At 74.1% G+C, this 17062-nt stretch carries 11 protein-coding genes and 2 pseudogenes; 7 read left to right on the top strand and 6 right to left on the bottom strand.

The window, feature by feature from the left end; genetic code table 11:
• The first annotated feature begins 108 nt into the window (after positions 1-108).
• Positions 109-1152: a LacI family DNA-binding transcriptional regulator gene (locus AB0I16_RS10470; protein ID WP_363248902.1), complete on the top strand. Its 1044-nt coding sequence runs from the start codon at positions 109-111 to the stop codon at positions 1150-1152.
• A 35-nt stretch (positions 1153-1187) separates the two neighbouring features.
• Here the strand turns inward: AB0I16_RS10470 and AB0I16_RS10475 are convergent, their stop codons facing one another.
• Entirely contained in the window at positions 1188-2672 is a 1485-nt protein-coding gene (locus tag AB0I16_RS10475; RefSeq protein WP_363249024.1) for a PLP-dependent aminotransferase family protein, read from the bottom strand.
• A 229-nt stretch (positions 2673-2901) separates the two neighbouring features.
• Between AB0I16_RS10475 and AB0I16_RS10480 the strand changes: the two genes are divergently transcribed.
• From AB0I16_RS10480 to AB0I16_RS10490, 3 genes are all read left to right on the top strand, one after another.
• On the top strand, positions 2902-3501 hold the full coding sequence (locus AB0I16_RS10480) for a LysE family translocator (protein WP_363248903.1): 600 nt from the start codon (positions 2902-2904) through the stop codon (positions 3499-3501).
• A gap of 76 nt (positions 3502-3577) precedes the next feature.
• Positions 3578-4555: a bifunctional helix-turn-helix transcriptional regulator/GNAT family N-acetyltransferase gene (locus AB0I16_RS10485; RefSeq protein ID WP_363248904.1), complete on the top strand. Its 978-nt coding sequence runs from the start codon at positions 3578-3580 to the stop codon at positions 4553-4555.
• Positions 4556-4599: 44 nt separating this feature from the next.
• Complete coding sequence (locus AB0I16_RS10490; RefSeq protein WP_363248905.1) at positions 4600-5400, top strand: sugar phosphate isomerase/epimerase family protein; 801 nt, start codon at positions 4600-4602, stop codon at positions 5398-5400.
• Positions 5401-5410: 10 nt separating this feature from the next.
• Here AB0I16_RS10490 and AB0I16_RS10495 read toward each other — a convergent pair.
• A pseudogene (locus tag AB0I16_RS10495) lies at positions 5411-6257 on the bottom strand (EamA family transporter); the annotation flags it as partial.
• Positions 6258-6405: 148 nt separating this feature from the next.
• On the opposite strand from AB0I16_RS10495, the pseudogene AB0I16_RS10500 reads away from it, so the two are divergent.
• From AB0I16_RS10500 to AB0I16_RS10510, 3 genes and pseudogenes are all read left to right on the top strand, one after another.
• Positions 6406-7301: pseudogene (locus tag AB0I16_RS10500) on the top strand (LysR substrate-binding domain-containing protein).
• A 356-nt stretch (positions 7302-7657) separates the two neighbouring features.
• Complete coding sequence (locus AB0I16_RS10505) at positions 7658-9427, top strand: glycoside hydrolase family 3 protein (RefSeq protein ID WP_363249025.1); 1770 nt, start codon at positions 7658-7660, stop codon at positions 9425-9427.
• A gap of 114 nt (positions 9428-9541) precedes the next feature.
• Positions 9542-10201 carry a hypothetical protein gene (locus AB0I16_RS10510; protein ID WP_363248906.1) on the top strand — a complete coding sequence of 220 codons (660 nt, stop codon included), beginning with the start codon at positions 9542-9544 and terminating at the stop codon, positions 10199-10201.
• Here AB0I16_RS10510 and AB0I16_RS10515 read toward each other — a convergent pair.
• From AB0I16_RS10515 to AB0I16_RS10530, 4 genes are all read right to left on the bottom strand, one after another.
• Positions 10173-11615 (bottom strand): aminopeptidase, encoded by a 1443-nt coding sequence (locus AB0I16_RS10515; protein WP_363248907.1) that lies wholly within the window; start codon positions 11613-11615, stop codon positions 10173-10175. The genes AB0I16_RS10510 and AB0I16_RS10515 overlap by 29 nt on opposite strands.
• 134 nt (positions 11616-11749) lie before the next feature.
• Positions 11750-12157 carry a hypothetical protein gene (locus AB0I16_RS10520; protein WP_363248908.1) on the bottom strand — a complete coding sequence of 136 codons (408 nt, stop codon included), beginning with the start codon at positions 12155-12157 and terminating at the stop codon, positions 11750-11752.
• Positions 12158-12266: 109 nt separating this feature from the next.
• Positions 12267-16007: an ABC transporter ATP-binding protein gene (locus AB0I16_RS10525; RefSeq protein ID WP_363248909.1), complete on the bottom strand. Its 3741-nt coding sequence runs from the start codon at positions 16005-16007 to the stop codon at positions 12267-12269.
• 105 nt (positions 16008-16112) lie between these two features.
• Positions 16113-17045: a serine hydrolase gene (locus AB0I16_RS10530; protein ID WP_363248910.1), complete on the bottom strand. Its 933-nt coding sequence runs from the start codon at positions 17043-17045 to the stop codon at positions 16113-16115.
• Between the last annotated feature and the right edge of the window lie 17 nt (positions 17046-17062).

A 17062-nucleotide genomic window follows, 5' to 3' on the forward strand; every position in this document is an offset into this window, starting at 1 on the left:
CGGCCCCCGGCCGCCGTAGCAAGCGCTTTCTACCCAGACAGAAGCTAGCCTGCCGCACAAGGTCCGGACAAGGGCTCCGGGCCACGGCAGTGACCGAAGGACGACGAGATGACCGTGACCCTGGCGGACGTGGCGGCCCGCGCGCAGGTCTCCCCCGCCACCGTCTCCCGCGTGCTGAACGGCAACTACCCGGTGGCGGCCGCCACCCGCGAGCGCGTCCTGCGCGCGGTGGACGACCTCGACTACGTCCTGAACGGCCCCGCGAGCGCACTCGCCGCGGCCACGTCCGACCTGGTCGGCATCCTGGTCAACGACATCGCGGACCCCTTCTTCGGGATCATGGCGGGCGCGGTGCAGTCCGAGATCGGCGGCCCCGGGGGACGCGCGGGCGGCGAGCGGCTCGCCGTGGTCTGCAACACCGGCGGCTCCCCCGAGCGCGAGCTGACCTACCTCACGCTCCTCCAGCGCCAGCGCGCCGCCGCCGTGGTCCTCACCGGCGGCGCGGTCGAGGACCCGGACCACGCCGCCGCCGTGGCCGGGAAGCTGCGGCGCCTCGCGGACGCGGGCTCACGGGTGGTGCTCTGCGGCCGGCCGCCCGCGCCCGGCACCGACGCGGTGGCGCTCACCTTCGACAACCGCGGCGGCGGACGGCGGATCGCCGAGCACCTCATCGCCCTCGGCCACCGCCGCATCGGCTACATCGCGGGTCCGGAGGAGCGCACCACCACCCGCCACCGCCTGGAGGGCCACCGGGAGGCGCTGGCCGCGCACGGCATCGCCGACGACCCGGCGCTCACCGTCCACGGCCGCTACGACCGCCGCTCCGGCCACGAGGCCACCGCCGAACTCCTGCGCCGCGCCCCCGGCATCACCGCCGTGGTCGCCGCCAACGACACGGTGGCGCTCGGCGCCTGCGCGGCACTGCGCGACCACGGGCTGCGCATCCCCGACGACGTCTCCGTGGCGGGCTTCGACGATCTGCCGTTCAGCGTGGACGCCGTCCCCGCGCTGACGACCGTCCGCCTCCCGCTGTACGAGGCGGGTGCGCGGGCGGGCCGCATCGCCATGGGCAAGGAAGGGGCGCCCGCGGGGGACGTGGCCACGGTGAGGGGCGAGCTGATGGTGCGGGGTTCGACCGGCGCTCCGGCGTAGGGCGCCGCAGGGAAGGCCCGCCCGGAGCACCCCGTTCACCGCCTATCGCCGGGACCTTCCCGCAGCCCCCTGATGTTCTGCGCCCGTGCCAGGCGGCCCAGTTCCGCCAGCGCCTCCGTGAGGGGGGCCGGGGGGACGGCCGCGTAGCCCAGGACCAGGCCCGGGGGGTGGGGGCGCTGGGTGTGCCAGGACAGCGGGTGGACCTTGATGCCGCTGCGCAGGGCCGCGGTCGCCAGCGCCGTGTCGGCGTCGGCCGCCGTGCCCCCGGCCGCGTCCGTGTCCGCCTCGTGGGGCCACGTCAGCGTCAAGTGCAGGCCCGCCGCCGCGCCGTGGACCGTGGCGCCCGGCAGGTGGGTGCGGATGCCCGCGATCATCGCGTCCCTGCGGCGGCGGTGGTGGCCGCGGATCAGGCGCAGGTGGCGTTCCAGGTCGCCGCTCTCCATCAGGCGGGCCAGCGACGCCTGCGGGAGCGCGGCGCTGCCGAGGTCGGCCAGGCGCCTGGCGTCCACGAGGGCGGGGCGGTACGCGCGCGGGGCGAGCAGCCAGCCGATGCGCAGGGCGGGCGCGAGGAGCTTGGAGACGCTGCCGGTGTAGCAGACGTGTTCGGGGAGTTGGGCACGGAGGGCGGGGACGGCCGGGCGGTCGTAGCGGTGTTCGGCGTCGTAGTCGTCCTCGATGATCAGGCCGCCCTCACGGGCCCACTCCATCAGCGCGCGGCGGCGCTCGCCGCCGAGCACGACGCCGGTGGGGAACTGGTGGGCGGGCGTGAGCAGGACGGCGGCGGCGCCCTCGGCACGCAGGGCGTCGACGCGGACGCCCTGCGCGTCGACCGGGACGGGCGGGGTGGGCAGCGGGTGCAGGTGCTGGCGGACACCGAGCGACCCCGGGTCCTCCACGGCCACGCGGTCGACGCCCTCGGCGCGCAGGACGTCGACGAGGAGCCGCAGCGCCTGGGCCGTGCCGTTGACGATCATCACGTCGTCGGGGCCGGCGTTGATCCCGCGGTTGCGGGAGAGCCAGCGCGCGACGGCCTCGCGCAGGGCCGGGGCGCCGCGCGGGTCCCCGTACCCGAAGGCGGCCGGGGACAAGTCCGCGAGTGCGGCGCGCTCGGCGCGCAGCCAGGCCGTGCGGGGGAAGGCGGCGAGGTCGGGCCGGCCGGGGGTGAGGTCGACGCGGGCGGGGGCGGCGCGCAGGGCCTCGAAGACGTCGGGGCCCGGGGGTGCGGTGAAGAGGTGCCGGGCGGCGGGGGCCTCGGGGGGCGGCGCCGGGGCGGGCGCGGGGCGGTGCGGTACGGCGAGGACGACGGTGCCGCCGCGCCGCCGGCCGGCCACGTGCCCGTCCTCGCCGAGCCGCCGGTAGGCCTCGGTCACCACACCGCGGGAGACGCGGAGCTCGTCGGCGAGGGTGCGGGTGGCGGGCAGTCGGCTGCCGGTGGCGAGCCGGCCGTCCGCGATGGCGGACCGGATCTCCCGCGCCAGCCAGTCCGCGAGACCGCCCCTGGGCGCGGTACGCGGGTCCAGCTGGAGGAAGTCGGACGTCGCGGCGGGGCGGCGCCCGTCGGCGGGCCGCGGCGGCGGGACGGTCGGTGGGTGCGCGACCGGTGGGTACGCGACCGGTGGGTGCGCGACCGGTGGGTGCGCGACCGGTGGGTGCGGCCCCGCGCTCCCGGGCGCCGGCGGTGTTATGGCCCTGTCCGTGGGAGATCCTTTGGACCTGTTCATGGAGCCATTGTGGCGACAGGGTCGAGGCATGGAATTCTTCCTCACCTCCCTCGTCGTCTGCGTGACGCCCGGCACCGGGGCGCTGTTCACGATCGCGGCGGGCCTGTCGCAGGGCACACGGGCCGCCGTCATCGCGTCCGTCGGCTGCACGCTGGGCGTGGTCCCGCACATGGTCGCCGCGATCACGGGCCTCGCGGCGCTGCTCAACGCCAGCGCGGTCGCGTTCGAGACCCTGAAGTACCTCGGCGTGGCCTACCTGCTCCACATGGCGTGGAGCACGCTGCGGGACAAGAGCGACCTGACCGCCGAGCGGGAGCAGGAGCCGCGGTCTGCGGGGCGCACGATCCTGACGGCCGTGCTGATCAACGTCCTCAATCCGAAGCTGACCCTGTTCTTCTTCGCGTTCCTGCCGCAGTTCGTGAGCGCCGGCGAGCCGTACGCCCTGCTGCGCATGACCGAACTCAGCGCGTACTTCATGCTGATGACGTTCGTGGTCTTCATGGCCTACGGGCGCTTCGCCGCGGCCATGCGCCACCACGTCATCGGCCGCCCCCGGGTCGTCTGCCGGATGCGCCGCACCTTCGCCGCGGCCTTCGCGGCGCTCGGCGTGCGCCTCGCGTTCCTCTGAGTGGCGGCAGCGGACTTCCGTCGGCGCCCGGCCCGGCGTACTGTTGACTCAGTCAAAGGTAAGTCGGGTGATCCTCATGACGAAACCGCTGGAGAAGACGGTGCGGACGCCGTCGGCGATGCGCGCGCCCATCCAGGAGATGCGGGCCTTCAACCGCTTCTACACCAACCTCATCGGCGCCCTGGACTACAGCCGCCATCTGTACGTGCCGTACACCCTCACCGAGTCGCGCGTCCTGTACGAGCTGGCGCACTCGCCGCACACCGACGCGGCCGACCTGCGGGTCGCGCTCTCCCTCGACGCGGGGTACCTGAGCCGGCTGCTCGCCAAGTTCGAGCGGGACGGGCTCGTGGAGCGGGCGCCGTCCGCGCCCGACCCGCGACGGCAGCGCATCACGCTGACCACGCGGGGGCGCGACGCCGCCGACCTGCTCGACGAGCGCTCGCGGGAAGCCGTCGGCTCGCTCGTCGCCGACGTACCGGCCGCGGAGCGGGTCCGCCTCACGACGGCCATGCGCACCGTGCGGGACATCCTCGAAGGCACCGGGCGGCGGCGCGGCGGTGTGAGACTGCGGGAGCCGCGGGCGGGCGACCTCGGCTGGATCGTGCAGCGCAACGCCGCGCTGTACGCCGCCGAGTACGGATGGAACACCGAGTACGAAGGGCTGGTCGCCCGCATCGTCGCGGACTTCGCCCAGGACCACGACCCGCACCTGGAGCGGGTGTGGATCGCCGAGCTCGACGGGCACCCGGCGGGGAGCGTGATGTGCGTGCGCGACAAGAACCCCGGCACGGCACGGCTCCGCCTCCTGCTCGTCGAGCCGGACGCGCGCGGCCTGGGGATCGGGGACCGCCTCGTGAGCGCCTGCGTCGGCTTCGCGCGCGAGGCCGGGTACCGGGAGATGGTGCTCTGGACCAACGACGTGCTCGCCGCCGCCCGTGTGATCTACCAGCGCCACGGCTTCGTCCTCGTCGACGAGAAGCCGCACCGCTCCTTCGGCGCCGACCTCGTCGGGCAGGACTGGCGGCTGCCCCTGGGCGACAGGCCCGCCTGACGGCGGAGGCTTGACCGTGCGGTCCCGCCGCCTACTGTCGGACCATGAGATTCGCCTTCTCCACCCTCGGCGTGCCCGGCCTGCCCCTCGGCGACGTACTGCGGCTCGCCACCGGCCACGGCTACCACGGCGTGGAGCTGCGCGCGCACCCCGAGGAGCCCGTGCACCCCGGGCTCGGCCTCGTCGAGCGGGCGGACGTCGCCGCCGAGTTCAAGGCGGCCGGCGTGGACGTCCTCGGCATCGCCGGGTACGCGCGCGTGGCCGCGCCCGGCGACGACGAGCCCGTCCTCGACGAGGTGCGCTCGCTCGTCGCCCTGGCCCGTGACGTCGGCGCCCCCTTCGTCCGCGTCTTCCCCGGCGGCGGCACCGGGCAGAGCGCGGCGGACGCCGACGCGACGGCCGCGAGGCGGCTCGGCGCCGCCGCGGGGTACGCCGCGGACGCCGGTGTGCGCATCCTCCTGGAGACCCACGACTCGCACCGCACGGCGGCGGACGCCGCCCGGGTCCTCGGCGCGGTCGGGCACCGCCGGGTCGGCGCGCTGTGGGACGTCATGCACACCCTGCTCGGCGGCGAGCCGGTCGCCGACAGCTTCGCGGCCCTCTCCCCCTACCTCGGCTACGTCCAGGTCAAGGACATCGCGTCCCCGCACGACACGACCCCGCTCGCCCTCGGCACCGGCACGCTGCCGCTCGCCGAGACCGTGGCGCTGCTCAGCGCGGAGGGCTGGGACGGCTGGCTGTGCTGGGAGTACGAGAAGCGCTGGTACGAGGCGGCGGCACCGCTGCCGCCCCTGCTCGGCCCGGGGCGTGCGTACCTGTCACGCCTGCTGGGCCGCTCGGCCTGACGCCACCCGGTCCGGCGAACGAGGTGAGCGCCACGCCGCCCACCAGCAGGGCCGCCGCGCACCAGCGCAGGCCGCCCACCGGCTCGCCGAGGAAGAGGGCCGCCGACGACGCCGAAGACGGGTACGAGGAGCGAGAACGGGGCGACGGTGGACGCGGGGTAGCGGCGCAGCAGGAACCCCCAGACGCCGAAGCCGAAGACGGTCGTGACCCAGGCGACGTAGACGATGATCCCCGCGCCCGGCCAGTCGAGGGAGCGCAGGGCGTCCGCGTCCCGCCCGGGCCCCTCGAAGAGCAGGGAGAGGCCGAGCAGCGGCAGGACGGGGACGGTGCTCACCCACACCATGAAGTTCAGCGAGTCCGACGGCGACGCCTTGCGGGTCAGGACGTTGGAGACGCCCCAGCACGCCGCCGCGCCGATGACCACCGCGAAGGCGGTGAGCGGCCCGGTCTCCCCCTCGTCGACGGCCGCGACGCCGATCCCGGCAAGGGCGACGGCCATGCCGATGACCCGTACGCGTCCGGGCCTTTCGCTCAGCGCCACGGCGGCGAAGAGGGCGGTGAAGACGGCCTGGATCTGCAGGACCAGCGAGGAGAGCCCGGCGGGCATCCCGGCGTCCATGCCGACGAAGAGCAGCCCGAACTTGGCCACGCCGAGGGTGAGTCCCACCCCCACGATCCACTTCCACGCGACCTTGGGGCGCCCCACGAAGAAGACGGCGGGCAGGGCCGCGACGAGGAAGCGCAGGGCGGAGAAGAGCAGCGGCGGGAAGTGGTCGAGCCCCACTTCGATGACGACGAAGTTGACGCCCCACAGGGCGGCGACGAGGACGGCGAGGCAGAGGTGTACGGGGCGCATGCGTCGAGGATCACTTGACCGGACCATGTAGCACCAGCACGGATCTCTGCATGGTTGGATGAAGCAACGCTTACGTATGACGGTGATGCGTCCGCTGGTGCTCAGCCGGTGCGTGAGCGCGGGCAAGAGCTGCTCCATGGAGGGACCCGTGCTCGATCTCGCCAGGCTGCGCGCGCTGCACGCCGTCTCCGTGCACGGGACGGTGGGCGCGGCGGCCACCGCGCTCGGCTACACCCCTTCGGCGGTCTCGCAGCAGATAGCGAAGCTGGAGCGGGAGACGCGGACCACCCTCCTCGAACGCCGCGGCCGGGGGTGGCGCTCACCGACGAGGCCCTGCTCCTCGTCGAGACGGCGGGGCGGCTGATGTCCCTCGTCGAACGGGCCGAGACCGAGCTGGAGGAGCGGCGCGGGGTGCCCGCGGGGCGGCTGGCCGTCGCCGCGTTCGCCTCGGCGGCGCGGGGGCTCATGCCGCGGGTCCTCGCCGATCTCGCGGAGCGGCATCCGGCGCTCGACGCCCGCATGTCGGAGGTCGACCCGCACCTCTCCGTCGACCTGGTGGCCAGGGGGGCGGTCGACCTGGCGGTGGCCCACGACTGGGACATCGCTCCGCTGCCGGCGCCGCCGGGCGTGGAGCAGGCCGTCATCGGCGACGACCTGTGCGACCTCCTCGTGCCGGTCGGGCACCGGCTCGCCGGCCGTTCCTCCGTACGCCGCGAGGACCTGCGCGGCGAGCGCTGGATCGCGCAGCCGCCGGGGCTCGTCTGCCACGACTGGCTCGTGCGCACGCTCAGGGAGGCGGGGTGCGAGCCCGACATCGCCCACACGGCGGAGGAGAACCCCACGCTGGTGGCGCTCGTCGCCGCCGGGCTCGGCATCGCCCTGATCCCCCGCCTGGGCCGCGGGCCGCTGCCGGAGGGGGCGGTCACGGTCCGCCTCGACCCCCTGCCGGTGCGCCGCCTGTACGCGCTGTGGCGCACCGGGGCCGCACGCCGCCCCGCCATCACCGCCGCGGTCGAAGCCCTCCAGGCCCACTGGACCCCGTAGCGCCGGGAGGCACCGGAACACGGCAGGGCTCTCCCCGCACCACTTCGCCGGAACCGGGAACCCATGCCCGCCCCCGTCCGTCCAACCGGCACGCTGCCGGTGAGTCTCCGCAGGGCGGTGTCGGCATCGCTGCTGGCTGCGAACGCTGACCACCCTCTCCGCCGCCTGCGGCCGGCAGCCCGCCGTCACCGGTGCGCCCCCTTCCACACAGCGCCGGTGACGGCCCCTCACGTCCGCCCCGCCCTTGACCGGCAGAAATCTTCGGGATATCCGTAGCTCCTGAAAGTTTCCTTCGGCCCGCAGGAGCGCCCGTGCCCCAGCCCGACGACCACACGCTCCGCGCCCTCGTCGCGAGGATGAGCCTGGAGGAGAAGGTCGGCCAGCTCTTCGTGATGCACGTGTACGGGCACACGGCCACCGCGCCCGACCAGCAGGACATCGACGTGAACCGCAAGGAGTTCGGCGTCGACGACGCGGCCGGACTGATCGCCCGCTACCACCTCGGCGGCATCATCTACTTCGGCTGGGCCCACAACACCCGCTCCCCGCACCAGATCGCCGACCTCTCCCGGGGCATCCAGCAGGCGGCGGCCCGGGCGCTCCCCTCGGGCATCCCCGTACTGATCTCCGTGGACCAGGAGCACGGGGCCGTGGCCCGCGTGGGCGCCCCCGCGACGCTCCTGCCCGGCGCGATGGCGCTGGGCGCCTCCGGTTCGCCCGAGCACGCCCGCGAGGCGGCCCGGATCGCGGGCACCGAGCTGCGCGCCCTCGGCATCCGCCAGGACCACGCGCCCGCCGCCGACGTGAACGTCGATCCGGGCAACCCGGTCATCGGCGTACGCTCCTTCGGCTCCGATCCGGAGGCGGTCGCCCGCTTCGTGACGGCGCAGATCGAGGGCTACCGGAGCGCGGGCATCGCGACGGCCGCCAAGCACTTCCCCGGGCACGGCGACACGACGGACGACAGCCACACCGAACTGCCGCACATCCACCACACCCGCGAGGAGTGGGAGAGGTACGACGCGCCGCCCTTCCGCGCGGCGGTCGCCGCGGGCACGGACTCCGTGATGACGGCCCACATCGTGGTGCCCGCCCTCGACCCGTCGGGCGACCCTGCGACGCTCTCGTACCCCATCGTGACGGGCGTCCTGCGCGAGGAGCTGGGCTACGACGGCGTGATCGCCACGGACTCGCTGGCGATGCGGGGCGTGCGCACGAAGTACGGGGACGACCGCGTGGCCGTACTGGCGCTGAAGGCGGGCGTGGACCAGCTCCTCAACCCGCCGCAGCCGCAGGTCGCGTGGGACGCGGTGCTCCAGGCGGTCGCCGACGGCGAGCTGAGCGAGGACCGCGTCGACGCGTCCGTGCTGCGCGTCCTGCGCATGAAGGCGCGGGTCGGCCTGATCGCCGAGGACGGCACGGCGGCCCCGGACCTCATGGCCGGGACGGACCCCGCCGTGGGCGGCGCCGCGCACCTGGCGGCGGCCGACCGCATCGCCGACGCCACGACGACGCTGCTGAGCAACGACGGCGACACGCTGCCGCTGTCGCCCCGCACGCACCGCGACGTCCTGGTGGTCGGCGCCGACCCGCGCTCGCCCTCGGGCACGACGGGCCCGCCCACGTCGGTCCTCGCCAAGACCCTGACCGGCCTCGGCTTCACCGCCACCGCCCTGCCGACGGGCACCTCGCCGGATGCGGCGCTGATCGAGAAGGCGGTGGCCGCCGCGGAGGGCGTGGACGCGGTCGTGGTGGCGACGTACAACGTCGCGACGCACGCGGCCACGGCGCGGGACAACACCCAGGCCGCGAACGCCGCGCTGTTCGCGGCGCTGCCCGCCGGGGACGCCGGGGCGGCGGACGGCCAGGCCGCCCTGGTGGCCGCGCTCAAGGCCACCGGTGTGCCCGTCGTCGCCCTCGCGATCCGCAACCCCTACGACGTGGCCCGCCTCCCCCACGTCGACGCGGCGCTCGCCTCGTACTCCTGGACCGACGTCGAACTGCGCGCCGCCGCCCGGGTGATCGCGGGCCGCACCACACCGCGCGGACGGCTGCCGGTGCCGGTGCGGCGGGCGGACGACCCGGCGCAGGTGCTGTACCCGGTCGGCCACGGGCTGACGTACTGACGCCTACGCGGGTCCGTCGGCGCCGCACCGCCGATCGCCGCAAAGCACCCTCCGTGCCTGGCACGCCCCCGCTCCCCGGGGTCACGCTGGAGCGCACGTATCGGGGGGAACGCCATGCTTGCCTGCAACGCCGCGCCGCGCGCGGCCACGGGGACGCTCTGCGCGCTGCTGCTCGCCGCGGCGGTCACGCTGACCGGCTGCCAGAGGTCCGGCGGCGCGGAGGGCACGGACGGCCGCACGGCGGTGGCGTCGCGCCCCTCGGGCCACGGCGAGGTGTTCCTCGCCGTCGACGAGTGCAGCTCACGGGGGCGGGCCGGGTTCTCGGAGGTGCCGTGCACCAGCGAGCGGGCGGCGGCACGGGTGCTCGCGCGGCACCACGGCAAGGGGCGGCAGGGCCCCGCCTGCCCGGCGCGCACCGATTTCGTGCTGCACATCAGCGAGAGCAGGCCCGCCGAGGACGAGGACGGCGACGGCGCGGTGCCCCGGGGCCACGCCTGCATGCGCAACCTCGAACCGCCGCACCCCGGCGACCCCGGGGGCGGCGGCGGTCCGAGGACCGTCGTGGGCGACTGCGTCTACTCCGCCCGGCGGGGCGAGGTCCGGGAGACCGCCTGCGACGGGAGCGGCGGGCGGGCCCCCGAGTACCGGGTCGCCTCGGCGGTGCGGAGCCGCGCCCTGTGCGGCCCGGCGACCGCGCTGTACGTCACCCTCGGCGGGACCCGTCCCGTCGGATGCGCCGAACCGGTCACGGCCGCAGCGTCATCTCCTTCTTGACGTCCCTGCGGTCGAGCCGCGCGTCGTACTCGGCCAGCGGCTTCGACGTCGCGGTGGAGACACCCGCCCACGCCTTGATCCGCTGCGTGGCCTTCGCCTTCTCCGCCGGGACGAGCTGCCCGACCGTCGCCCCGTGGTTGGCGCCGGGGGCCGTGAAGACGTACGAGTCGTGCTTGGCGCCCCGCGCGGGACGGAACCGCTCGGCGCCGTACGGGTCGTACTCGCCGTACACGTACATCATCCGGTGCGCGTGGTGCCGCACCCAGCGGTCGACGTCCCGCATCGCGCCCGGCCTGAACTCCATCGGGATGTCGCGGGGCACGAAGTTCCGCGGCGGCTGGTAGCCGTAGCGGCTCAAGTCGCCGAGCCAGGGCTGGCCGATGGTGGGCGCGCCGAGTTCCGTGCCCGCCTGGTAGTAGTACGGCGTGTACGGCTCAAGGCCCTGGTCGGTGTAGGAGGACCAGCCGCCCACGGCGTCGACGTAGTCGAAGAGGTCCTGGTCGGACACGGTGGCGGCGTCCGGGATCTCGCCGCAGGCGGTGGCCGCGGGCTGGTACTGCCAGAAGCCCCACGTCAGATCGAGGACGACCGCTTCGAATGCCTTGTCCAGGGTGCCGACGGTCTTGAAGGTGCGGTTCTCCGCGGCGGCGAGGGCCGCGAGCTTCTTCGACAGCGGCTTCCTGCGCTCCAGCGCCTCGCGCTGCACGGCCTGGATGCGGTCGCGGCACTCCTTGGTGCCGACGTTCGCGAGGAACGCGTCGTACGCCGAGTCCTCCTTGTCCACCACGTCGTTGGGCGCGACGTAGGAGACGACGCCGGCCATGTCGCGGGGGTAGAAGCGCTCGTAGTACGTCGCCGTCATGCCGCCCTTGGAGACGCCGGTGGCCAGCCACTTCTTGCCGTAGACGGGCTTCAGCGCCCGGTGGATGCGGTGCTGGTCGGTGGCGGCCTGCCAGATGTCGAGCTTGGACCAGTCGGCCGGGTCGGGGCGCGAGGACGAGAAGAAGCGGTACTCCATGGAGATCTGGTTGCCGTCGACGATCTGCGTCGGCTCACGGCGGCTGGGGTTCGTGGAGACGCTGTAGCCGCTGGTGTAGTAGACCGTGGGGCGGCTGGTGTCCTTGTGCAGGACCGTCAGGCGCTGCTCGAACGTGCCCTTGGAGGGGCGGCGGTGGTCCACCGGCTGGGTGTAGTCCAGGACGAAGAAGCGGTAGCCGGGGTACGGCTTCTCCTCGACGAGGCTCATGCCGGGTATGGCGAGCAGCCTGTCCTTGATGTCCGGTCCGGCGGTGGTGGGCCGCTCGCCGGCGGTGGTCCGGTCGGCGGCGGTGGCCGCTCCGGACGTCGCTCCGGCCGCGCCCACCGTGCCTATCAGCACGACGAGCGACACCAGCCATCTGAGCGCCTTGCGCATGCACCCTCCCCTGTCGACACAGCAGTGCCCCGGAACCTAACGGAGCGGCCGGGCCCGCACCAGAGGCATTCAGGCGCGGCTGACGCGCCTCGGCGGACGCGGGGGATGCGGGGGATGCGGGGGAGGCGGCGAAGTCAGCAGAGAATCCACCCCGAGGTGACGCCCCGCCCGCTGATCTTCCCCGTCACGCGCACGCACCGGTGCCCCGCGTGGACCGTCACGGGGCCCGCGCGGTGGGTGAAGCGCCCCTTGTCCCGCACGGCACGGCTGCCGCGCGCCTGGACGCTCACCGACATGCTCTTGCGGACGCCGGGACGCTTGGCGACCAGCACGACGCAGACGTAGCCGCGGGTCTTGAAGACGTCGACCCGGCCCTTGCTGAAGGGCAGGACCCGTACCTTGTGCCCCGCGCAGACGCCGGAGAGGGCGTGCGCCGAGCCCACGCCGGGGCCCGCGAGGGCCAGCAGGAGCGAGGCGGCGAGCCCGGCTGCGCCGAGCGTCAGCCGCCGGCGTATGCGGCCCCGGCCGCGACCACTGCTCACGGTGTTCCCTCCCGCCACTGCGGCATCAACGTACTGATGTACGGACGCGGCACACCGCCCCCACGGTTGCGGCTTTCCCCGGCTTTTCTCCGTCCGCCCCCGGCCGCGCTCACACCGCCTCGACCGGCTCCCCGACGAACGTGCGCCACAGCCGCGCGTACCGCCCGTCGAGCGCGAGCAGTTCCTCGTGCGTGCCGTCCTCCGCGACGCGTCCGTGGTCCATCACGACGACGCGGTCCGCGCGGGCGGCCGTGGTGAGGCGGTGGGCGACGACCAGCGTGGTGCGCCGGCCCGCGATGCGGTCCGTGGCCTGGTTGACCTGCGCCTCCGTGGCGAGGTCGAGTGCGGCGGTCGCCTCGTCGAGGAGCAGGATGTCGGGGTCGACCAGCTCGGCGCGGGCGAGCGCGATGAGCTGCCGCTGCCCGGCGGAGAGGTTGCGTCCGCGCTCGGTGACCTCGTGGAGGTAGCCGCCGTCCAGGGTGGCGATCATCTCGTGCGCGCCGACCGCGCGGGCGGCGGCCTCGACCTGGGCGTCGGTGGCGTCGGGGCGCCCGTAGGCGATGGCGTCGCGGACCGTGCCCGCGAAGAGGTAGGCCTCCTGCGGCACCACGCCGAGGCGGTGGCGGTACGAGGTGAGGTCGAGGGAGCGCAGGTCGGTGCCGTCGACGGTGACCCGCCCGCTCGTCGGGTCGTAGAACCGGGCGACGAGCTTGACCAGCGTGGACTTGCCCGCGCCGGTCTCGCCGACGAAGGCGACGGTCTGCCCGGCGGGTATCCGCAGGTTCACGTCGCTGAGGGCGTCCTCCTCGCCGGTGTAGGCGAAGCGCACGTCCTCGAAGGCGATGTCGCCGCGCAGCGAGCGCACCCGCGTGGGTTCGTCGGCGGCCCGGGTCGAGGTCGGCTCCTGGAGCAGCTCCTGGATGCGGCCGAGCGAGACGGTGGCCTGCTGGTAGCCGTCGAAGACCTGGGAGAGCTGCTGCACGGGCGCGAAGAACAGGTCGATGTAGAGCAGGTAGGCGACGAGCGCGCCGGTCGTCAGCGTGCCCGCCTCGACCCGGCCCGCGCCGACGACGAGGACGGCGACGACGGCCACGGACGACAGGAACTGCACGAACGGGAAGTAGACGGAGATCAGCCACTGGCCCCGGATGCGGGCCTTGCGGTAGCTGTCGCTGTTCTTCGCGAACCGCTCGGCGCCGGAGCGCTCGCGCCGGAAGGCCTGCACGATGCGGAGTCCCGCCACGGACTCCTGGAGGTCGGCGTTGACGACGGAGACGCGTTCGCGCGCCAGTTCGTACGCCTGCACGCTGGACCTGCGGAAGAAGTACGTGCCGACGACGAGCAGCGGCAGCGTCGCGAAGACGACGAGGGCGAGCTCCACGTCGATGACGAGCAGGGCGACCATGATGCCGAAGAAGGTGACGACGGAGACGAAGGCGGTGACGAGCCCGGTCTGCAGGAAGGTGGACAGCGCGTCCACGTCCGTGGTCATCCGGGTCATGATGCGCCCGGTCAGCTCCCGCTCGTAGTAGTCGAGCCCGAGCCGCTGGAGCTGCGCGAAGATCTTCAGCCGCAGCGAGTACAGGACCCGCTCCCCGGTACGTCCCGTCATCCGCGTCTCGCCGGTCTGCGCGGCCCACTGCACGACCACGGCGGCGAGCGCGAGGCCGGCGGCGGTCCAGACGGCGCCGAGGGCGAGCTGCGTGACGCCCTCGTCGATGCCGTGCCGGATCAGGACGGGGAGCAGCAGTCCCATGCCCGCGTCGACGGCGACGAGCAGCAGGCTGAACAGCAGGGGGAGGCCGAAGCCGGCGAGCAGCCTGCGCAGGCCGTAGGACTCCTCGGGCGTGACGGCCCGCGCCTCGTCGATGCCGGGCTTGTCGTCGGCCGGGGGCAGCGCGTCGACCTGGGCGAGCAGCTCGGGCGTGGACGGCATCCCGGAGAGCGCGGTGTCCTTCGGCTCCCGGTCGCCGGTCCACAGGGCGGGGGTGATGCCGCGCTCGGCGTCGAACTCGGCGTCCAGCTCGTCGCGTACGGAGGTGTCCTCCGGCACGTCGACGGGGAGCGCGTGGCCGGGCGAGACGCCGCCCAGCTCGTCGGGGTCGGTGAGCAGGCGCCGGTAGAGGGGCGAGCGCTCCTCCAGCTCCTGGTGGGTGCCGATGTCGGCGAGGCGTCCGCCGTCGAGGACCGCGATGCGGTCGGCGAGGTTGAGGGTGGAGCGGCGGTGGGCGATGAGGAGGGTGGTGCGCCCGGCCATGACGCCGCGCAGGGCCTCGTGGATCTCGTGCTCGACGCGGGCGTCGACGGCGGAGGTGGCGTCGTCGAGGACGAGGAGGCGGGGGTCGGTGAGGATGGCGCGGGCGAGCGCGACGCGCTGGCGCTGGCCGCCGGAGAGCGTGAGCCCCTGCTCGCCGACCTTGGTGTCGTAGCCGTCGGGCAGCTCGGAGATGAACCCGTGGGCCTGGGCGGCCCGCGCCGCGGCCTCGATCTCCTCCCGGGTGGCCCCGGGGTGGCCGTAGGCGATGTTGGCGCCGACGGTGTCGGAGAAGAGGAAGGAGTCCTCGGGCACGAGTCCGATGGCGGCGCGCAGGGAGTCGAGCGTCAGCTCGCGCACGTCGTGACCGCCGATGAGGACGGCGCCGTGCGTCACGTCGTAGAAGCGCGGCAGGAGCAGCGAGACGGTCGACTTGCCGCTGCCGGAGGAGCCGACGACGGCGAGGGTCTCGCCGGGGGCTATCTGGAAGGAGAGCCCGTCGAGGACGGGCCGGTCGTCCTCGTACGCGAAGGCGACGTCGTCGAACTCGACGGTGGCGGGCGCGTCGGCGGGCAGTTCCCTGGTCCCGTCGCTCATGCTCGGCTCGGTGTCGATCAGCTCCAGGACGCGCTCGACGCCCGCGCGGGCCTGCTGGCCGACGGTGAGGACCATGGCGAGCATCCGCACGGGCCCGACGAGCTGTGCGAGGTAGGTGGAGAAGGCGACGAAGGTGCCGAGCGTGATCTCCCCGCGCACGGCGAGCCAGCCGCCGAGGGCCAGCATGGCGACCTGGCCGAGCATGGGCACGGCCTGGAGGGCGGGGGTGTAGCGGGAGTTCAGCCTGATGGTCCGCAGCCGCCCCGCGAAGAGCTTGCGCCCCACCTCTCTCAGCTTCCCGGTCTCCTGCTCCTCCTGCCCGAAGCCCTTCACCACGCGGACGCCGCTGACGGAGCCGTCGACCACTCCGGCGACGGCGGCGGCCTGGGCCTGCGCGTACCAGGTGGCGGGGTGCAGGCGGGAGCGGGAGCGGCGGGCGATGAACCAGAGGGCGGGGGCGACGGCGAGGGCGACGAGGGTGAGCGGCAGGGAGAGCCACGCCATGATCACCAGGGAGATCACGAAGAGCAGGATGTTGCCGATCGTCATCGGCAGCATGAACAGAAGCCCCTGGATGAGCTGGAGGTCGCTGGTGGCGCGGCCGACGACCTGCCCGGTGGACAGCTCGTCCTGCCGCCGCCCGTCGAGCCGCGTGATCGTTCCGTACATCTCGGTGCGCAGGTCGTGCTGGACGTCGAGGGCGAGCCGGCCGCCGTAGTAGCGGCGGATGTAGGTGGCTATGTAGACGAGGACGGCGGCACCGATCAGTGCCCCGGCCCACGGCCCCATGGACCTGCCGCCGCCCTGCCCGTCCTGCCCGATGACGTCGTCGATGATCACCTTGGTGATCAGCGGTACGAGGGCCATGACGGCCATGCCGGCGAGCGAGGAGCCGAGCGCGAGCACGACGTCCTTCGGATACCGCCACGCGTACCCGGCGAGCCTCTTGGCCCAGCTCTTCGCCTCCGGACCGCCGGAACCGCCCCGTTCCTCCGTCACGTGCGCTGCCTCCCGTAGACCTGACCTGCCGAGAGGCCCAACGCGGCGGGCGGCGGATTTCATCCCGCCGTAACAAAGTGGGGGCGGGAAGGCGCGGGCTTTCGGTCAGCTTCCGGGGCTCGCGGGGGCGTGCCGCCGTGCTGCGGACGCCAGGTCCCTGTGGATGACCCGGGCCACGCCCTGGATCGTGGCGACGCCGTAGTCCATGGTCGTGTTGCCGTGGGTGAGCACGGACATCGTGTAGTCGTGGCCGCCGCCGTGGAACGTGCCGATGCTGTGCACGCGCCAGCCGTGCGTCGACCGCTTGAGCCAGCCGTTCTTGACGTGCTTCGAGACGCCGGACGGCGCGCCCGCGGGGGTGCCCCAGCGCTGCGCGGGGACGACCTTGCCCATCAGTTCCAGGACGTAGGAGCGGGAGGCGCCGGTCAGTACGGTGTTCTCGCCGGTGACCAGGGAGAGCAGCCGCTCCTCGTCCGTGACGTTGATCCGGGTGAGCCCCCAGGAGCCGCCCGGGCCCGGCACGGTGCGGCTCATCCCCGCGGCCCGCAGGAAGCCCTTGACCCCGGCCGCACCGCCGAGCTGCCGCCACAGGGTGCTGGTGGCCGCGTTGTCGGACTTCGTGATCATGCCGGTGGCGAGGCTCTTCTCGCGTGCCGACAGCTTCCGCCCGGTCTTCTGGGCGTCCCACAGGAGCGCGGCGAGGACGGTCACCTTGACGACGCTGGCCGAGTCGAACGAGGTGGTCGCCCGCAGGGCGCAGGTGGTGCCGGTGCCCCGGTCCCTGAGCCCGACCGCGACGGTGCCCTTGCGGTTCCTGAGCGCGGCGGTGATGTCCCGGCTGAGCGTGGCGGCGAGACCAGCCTGCGCGGAGGCGCAGGTCACCTTCGGTGCGGTGGCGGCCGCGGCGGGGCCGGCGGCCGTGACCGCACCGAGCGGTACGACGACGGCCGCGGCGAGGCCCGCGGAGAGCACGCGGGCGCGCGTGGACGACGAGAGCACGCGGGCGCGCCCGGATATCCCGGATGCCGGGTGAGTCATGGAGGGTTCCCGTTCCC

Origin of the sequence: Streptomyces sp. NPDC050703, assembly GCF_040654435.1 — a bacterium.
Lineage (GTDB): Bacteria > Actinomycetota > Actinomycetes > Streptomycetales > Streptomycetaceae > Streptomyces.

Excerpts from the sequence above, each read along its gene's own strand:
- AB0I16_RS10470 (WP_363248902.1), top strand. The coding sequence starts at position 109 with ATGACCGTGACCCTGGCGGACGTGGCGGCCCGCGCGCAGGTCTCCCCC.
- AB0I16_RS10480 (WP_363248903.1), top strand. The coding sequence starts at position 2,902 with ATGGAATTCTTCCTCACCTCCCTCGTCGTCTGCGTGACGCCCGGCACC.
- AB0I16_RS10485 (WP_363248904.1), top strand. The coding sequence starts at position 3,578 with ATGACGAAACCGCTGGAGAAGACGGTGCGGACGCCGTCGGCGATGCGC.
- AB0I16_RS10490 (WP_363248905.1), top strand. The coding sequence starts at position 4,600 with ATGAGATTCGCCTTCTCCACCCTCGGCGTGCCCGGCCTGCCCCTCGGC.
- AB0I16_RS10505 (WP_363249025.1), top strand. The coding sequence starts at position 7,658 with ATGAGCCTGGAGGAGAAGGTCGGCCAGCTCTTCGTGATGCACGTGTAC.
- AB0I16_RS10510 (WP_363248906.1), top strand. The coding sequence starts at position 9,542 with ATGCTTGCCTGCAACGCCGCGCCGCGCGCGGCCACGGGGACGCTCTGC.
- AB0I16_RS10515 (WP_363248907.1), bottom strand. The coding sequence starts at position 11,615 with ATGCGCAAGGCGCTCAGATGGCTGGTGTCGCTCGTCGTGCTGATAGGC.
- AB0I16_RS10530 (WP_363248910.1), bottom strand. The coding sequence starts at position 17,045 with ATGACTCACCCGGCATCCGGGATATCCGGGCGCGCCCGCGTGCTCTCG.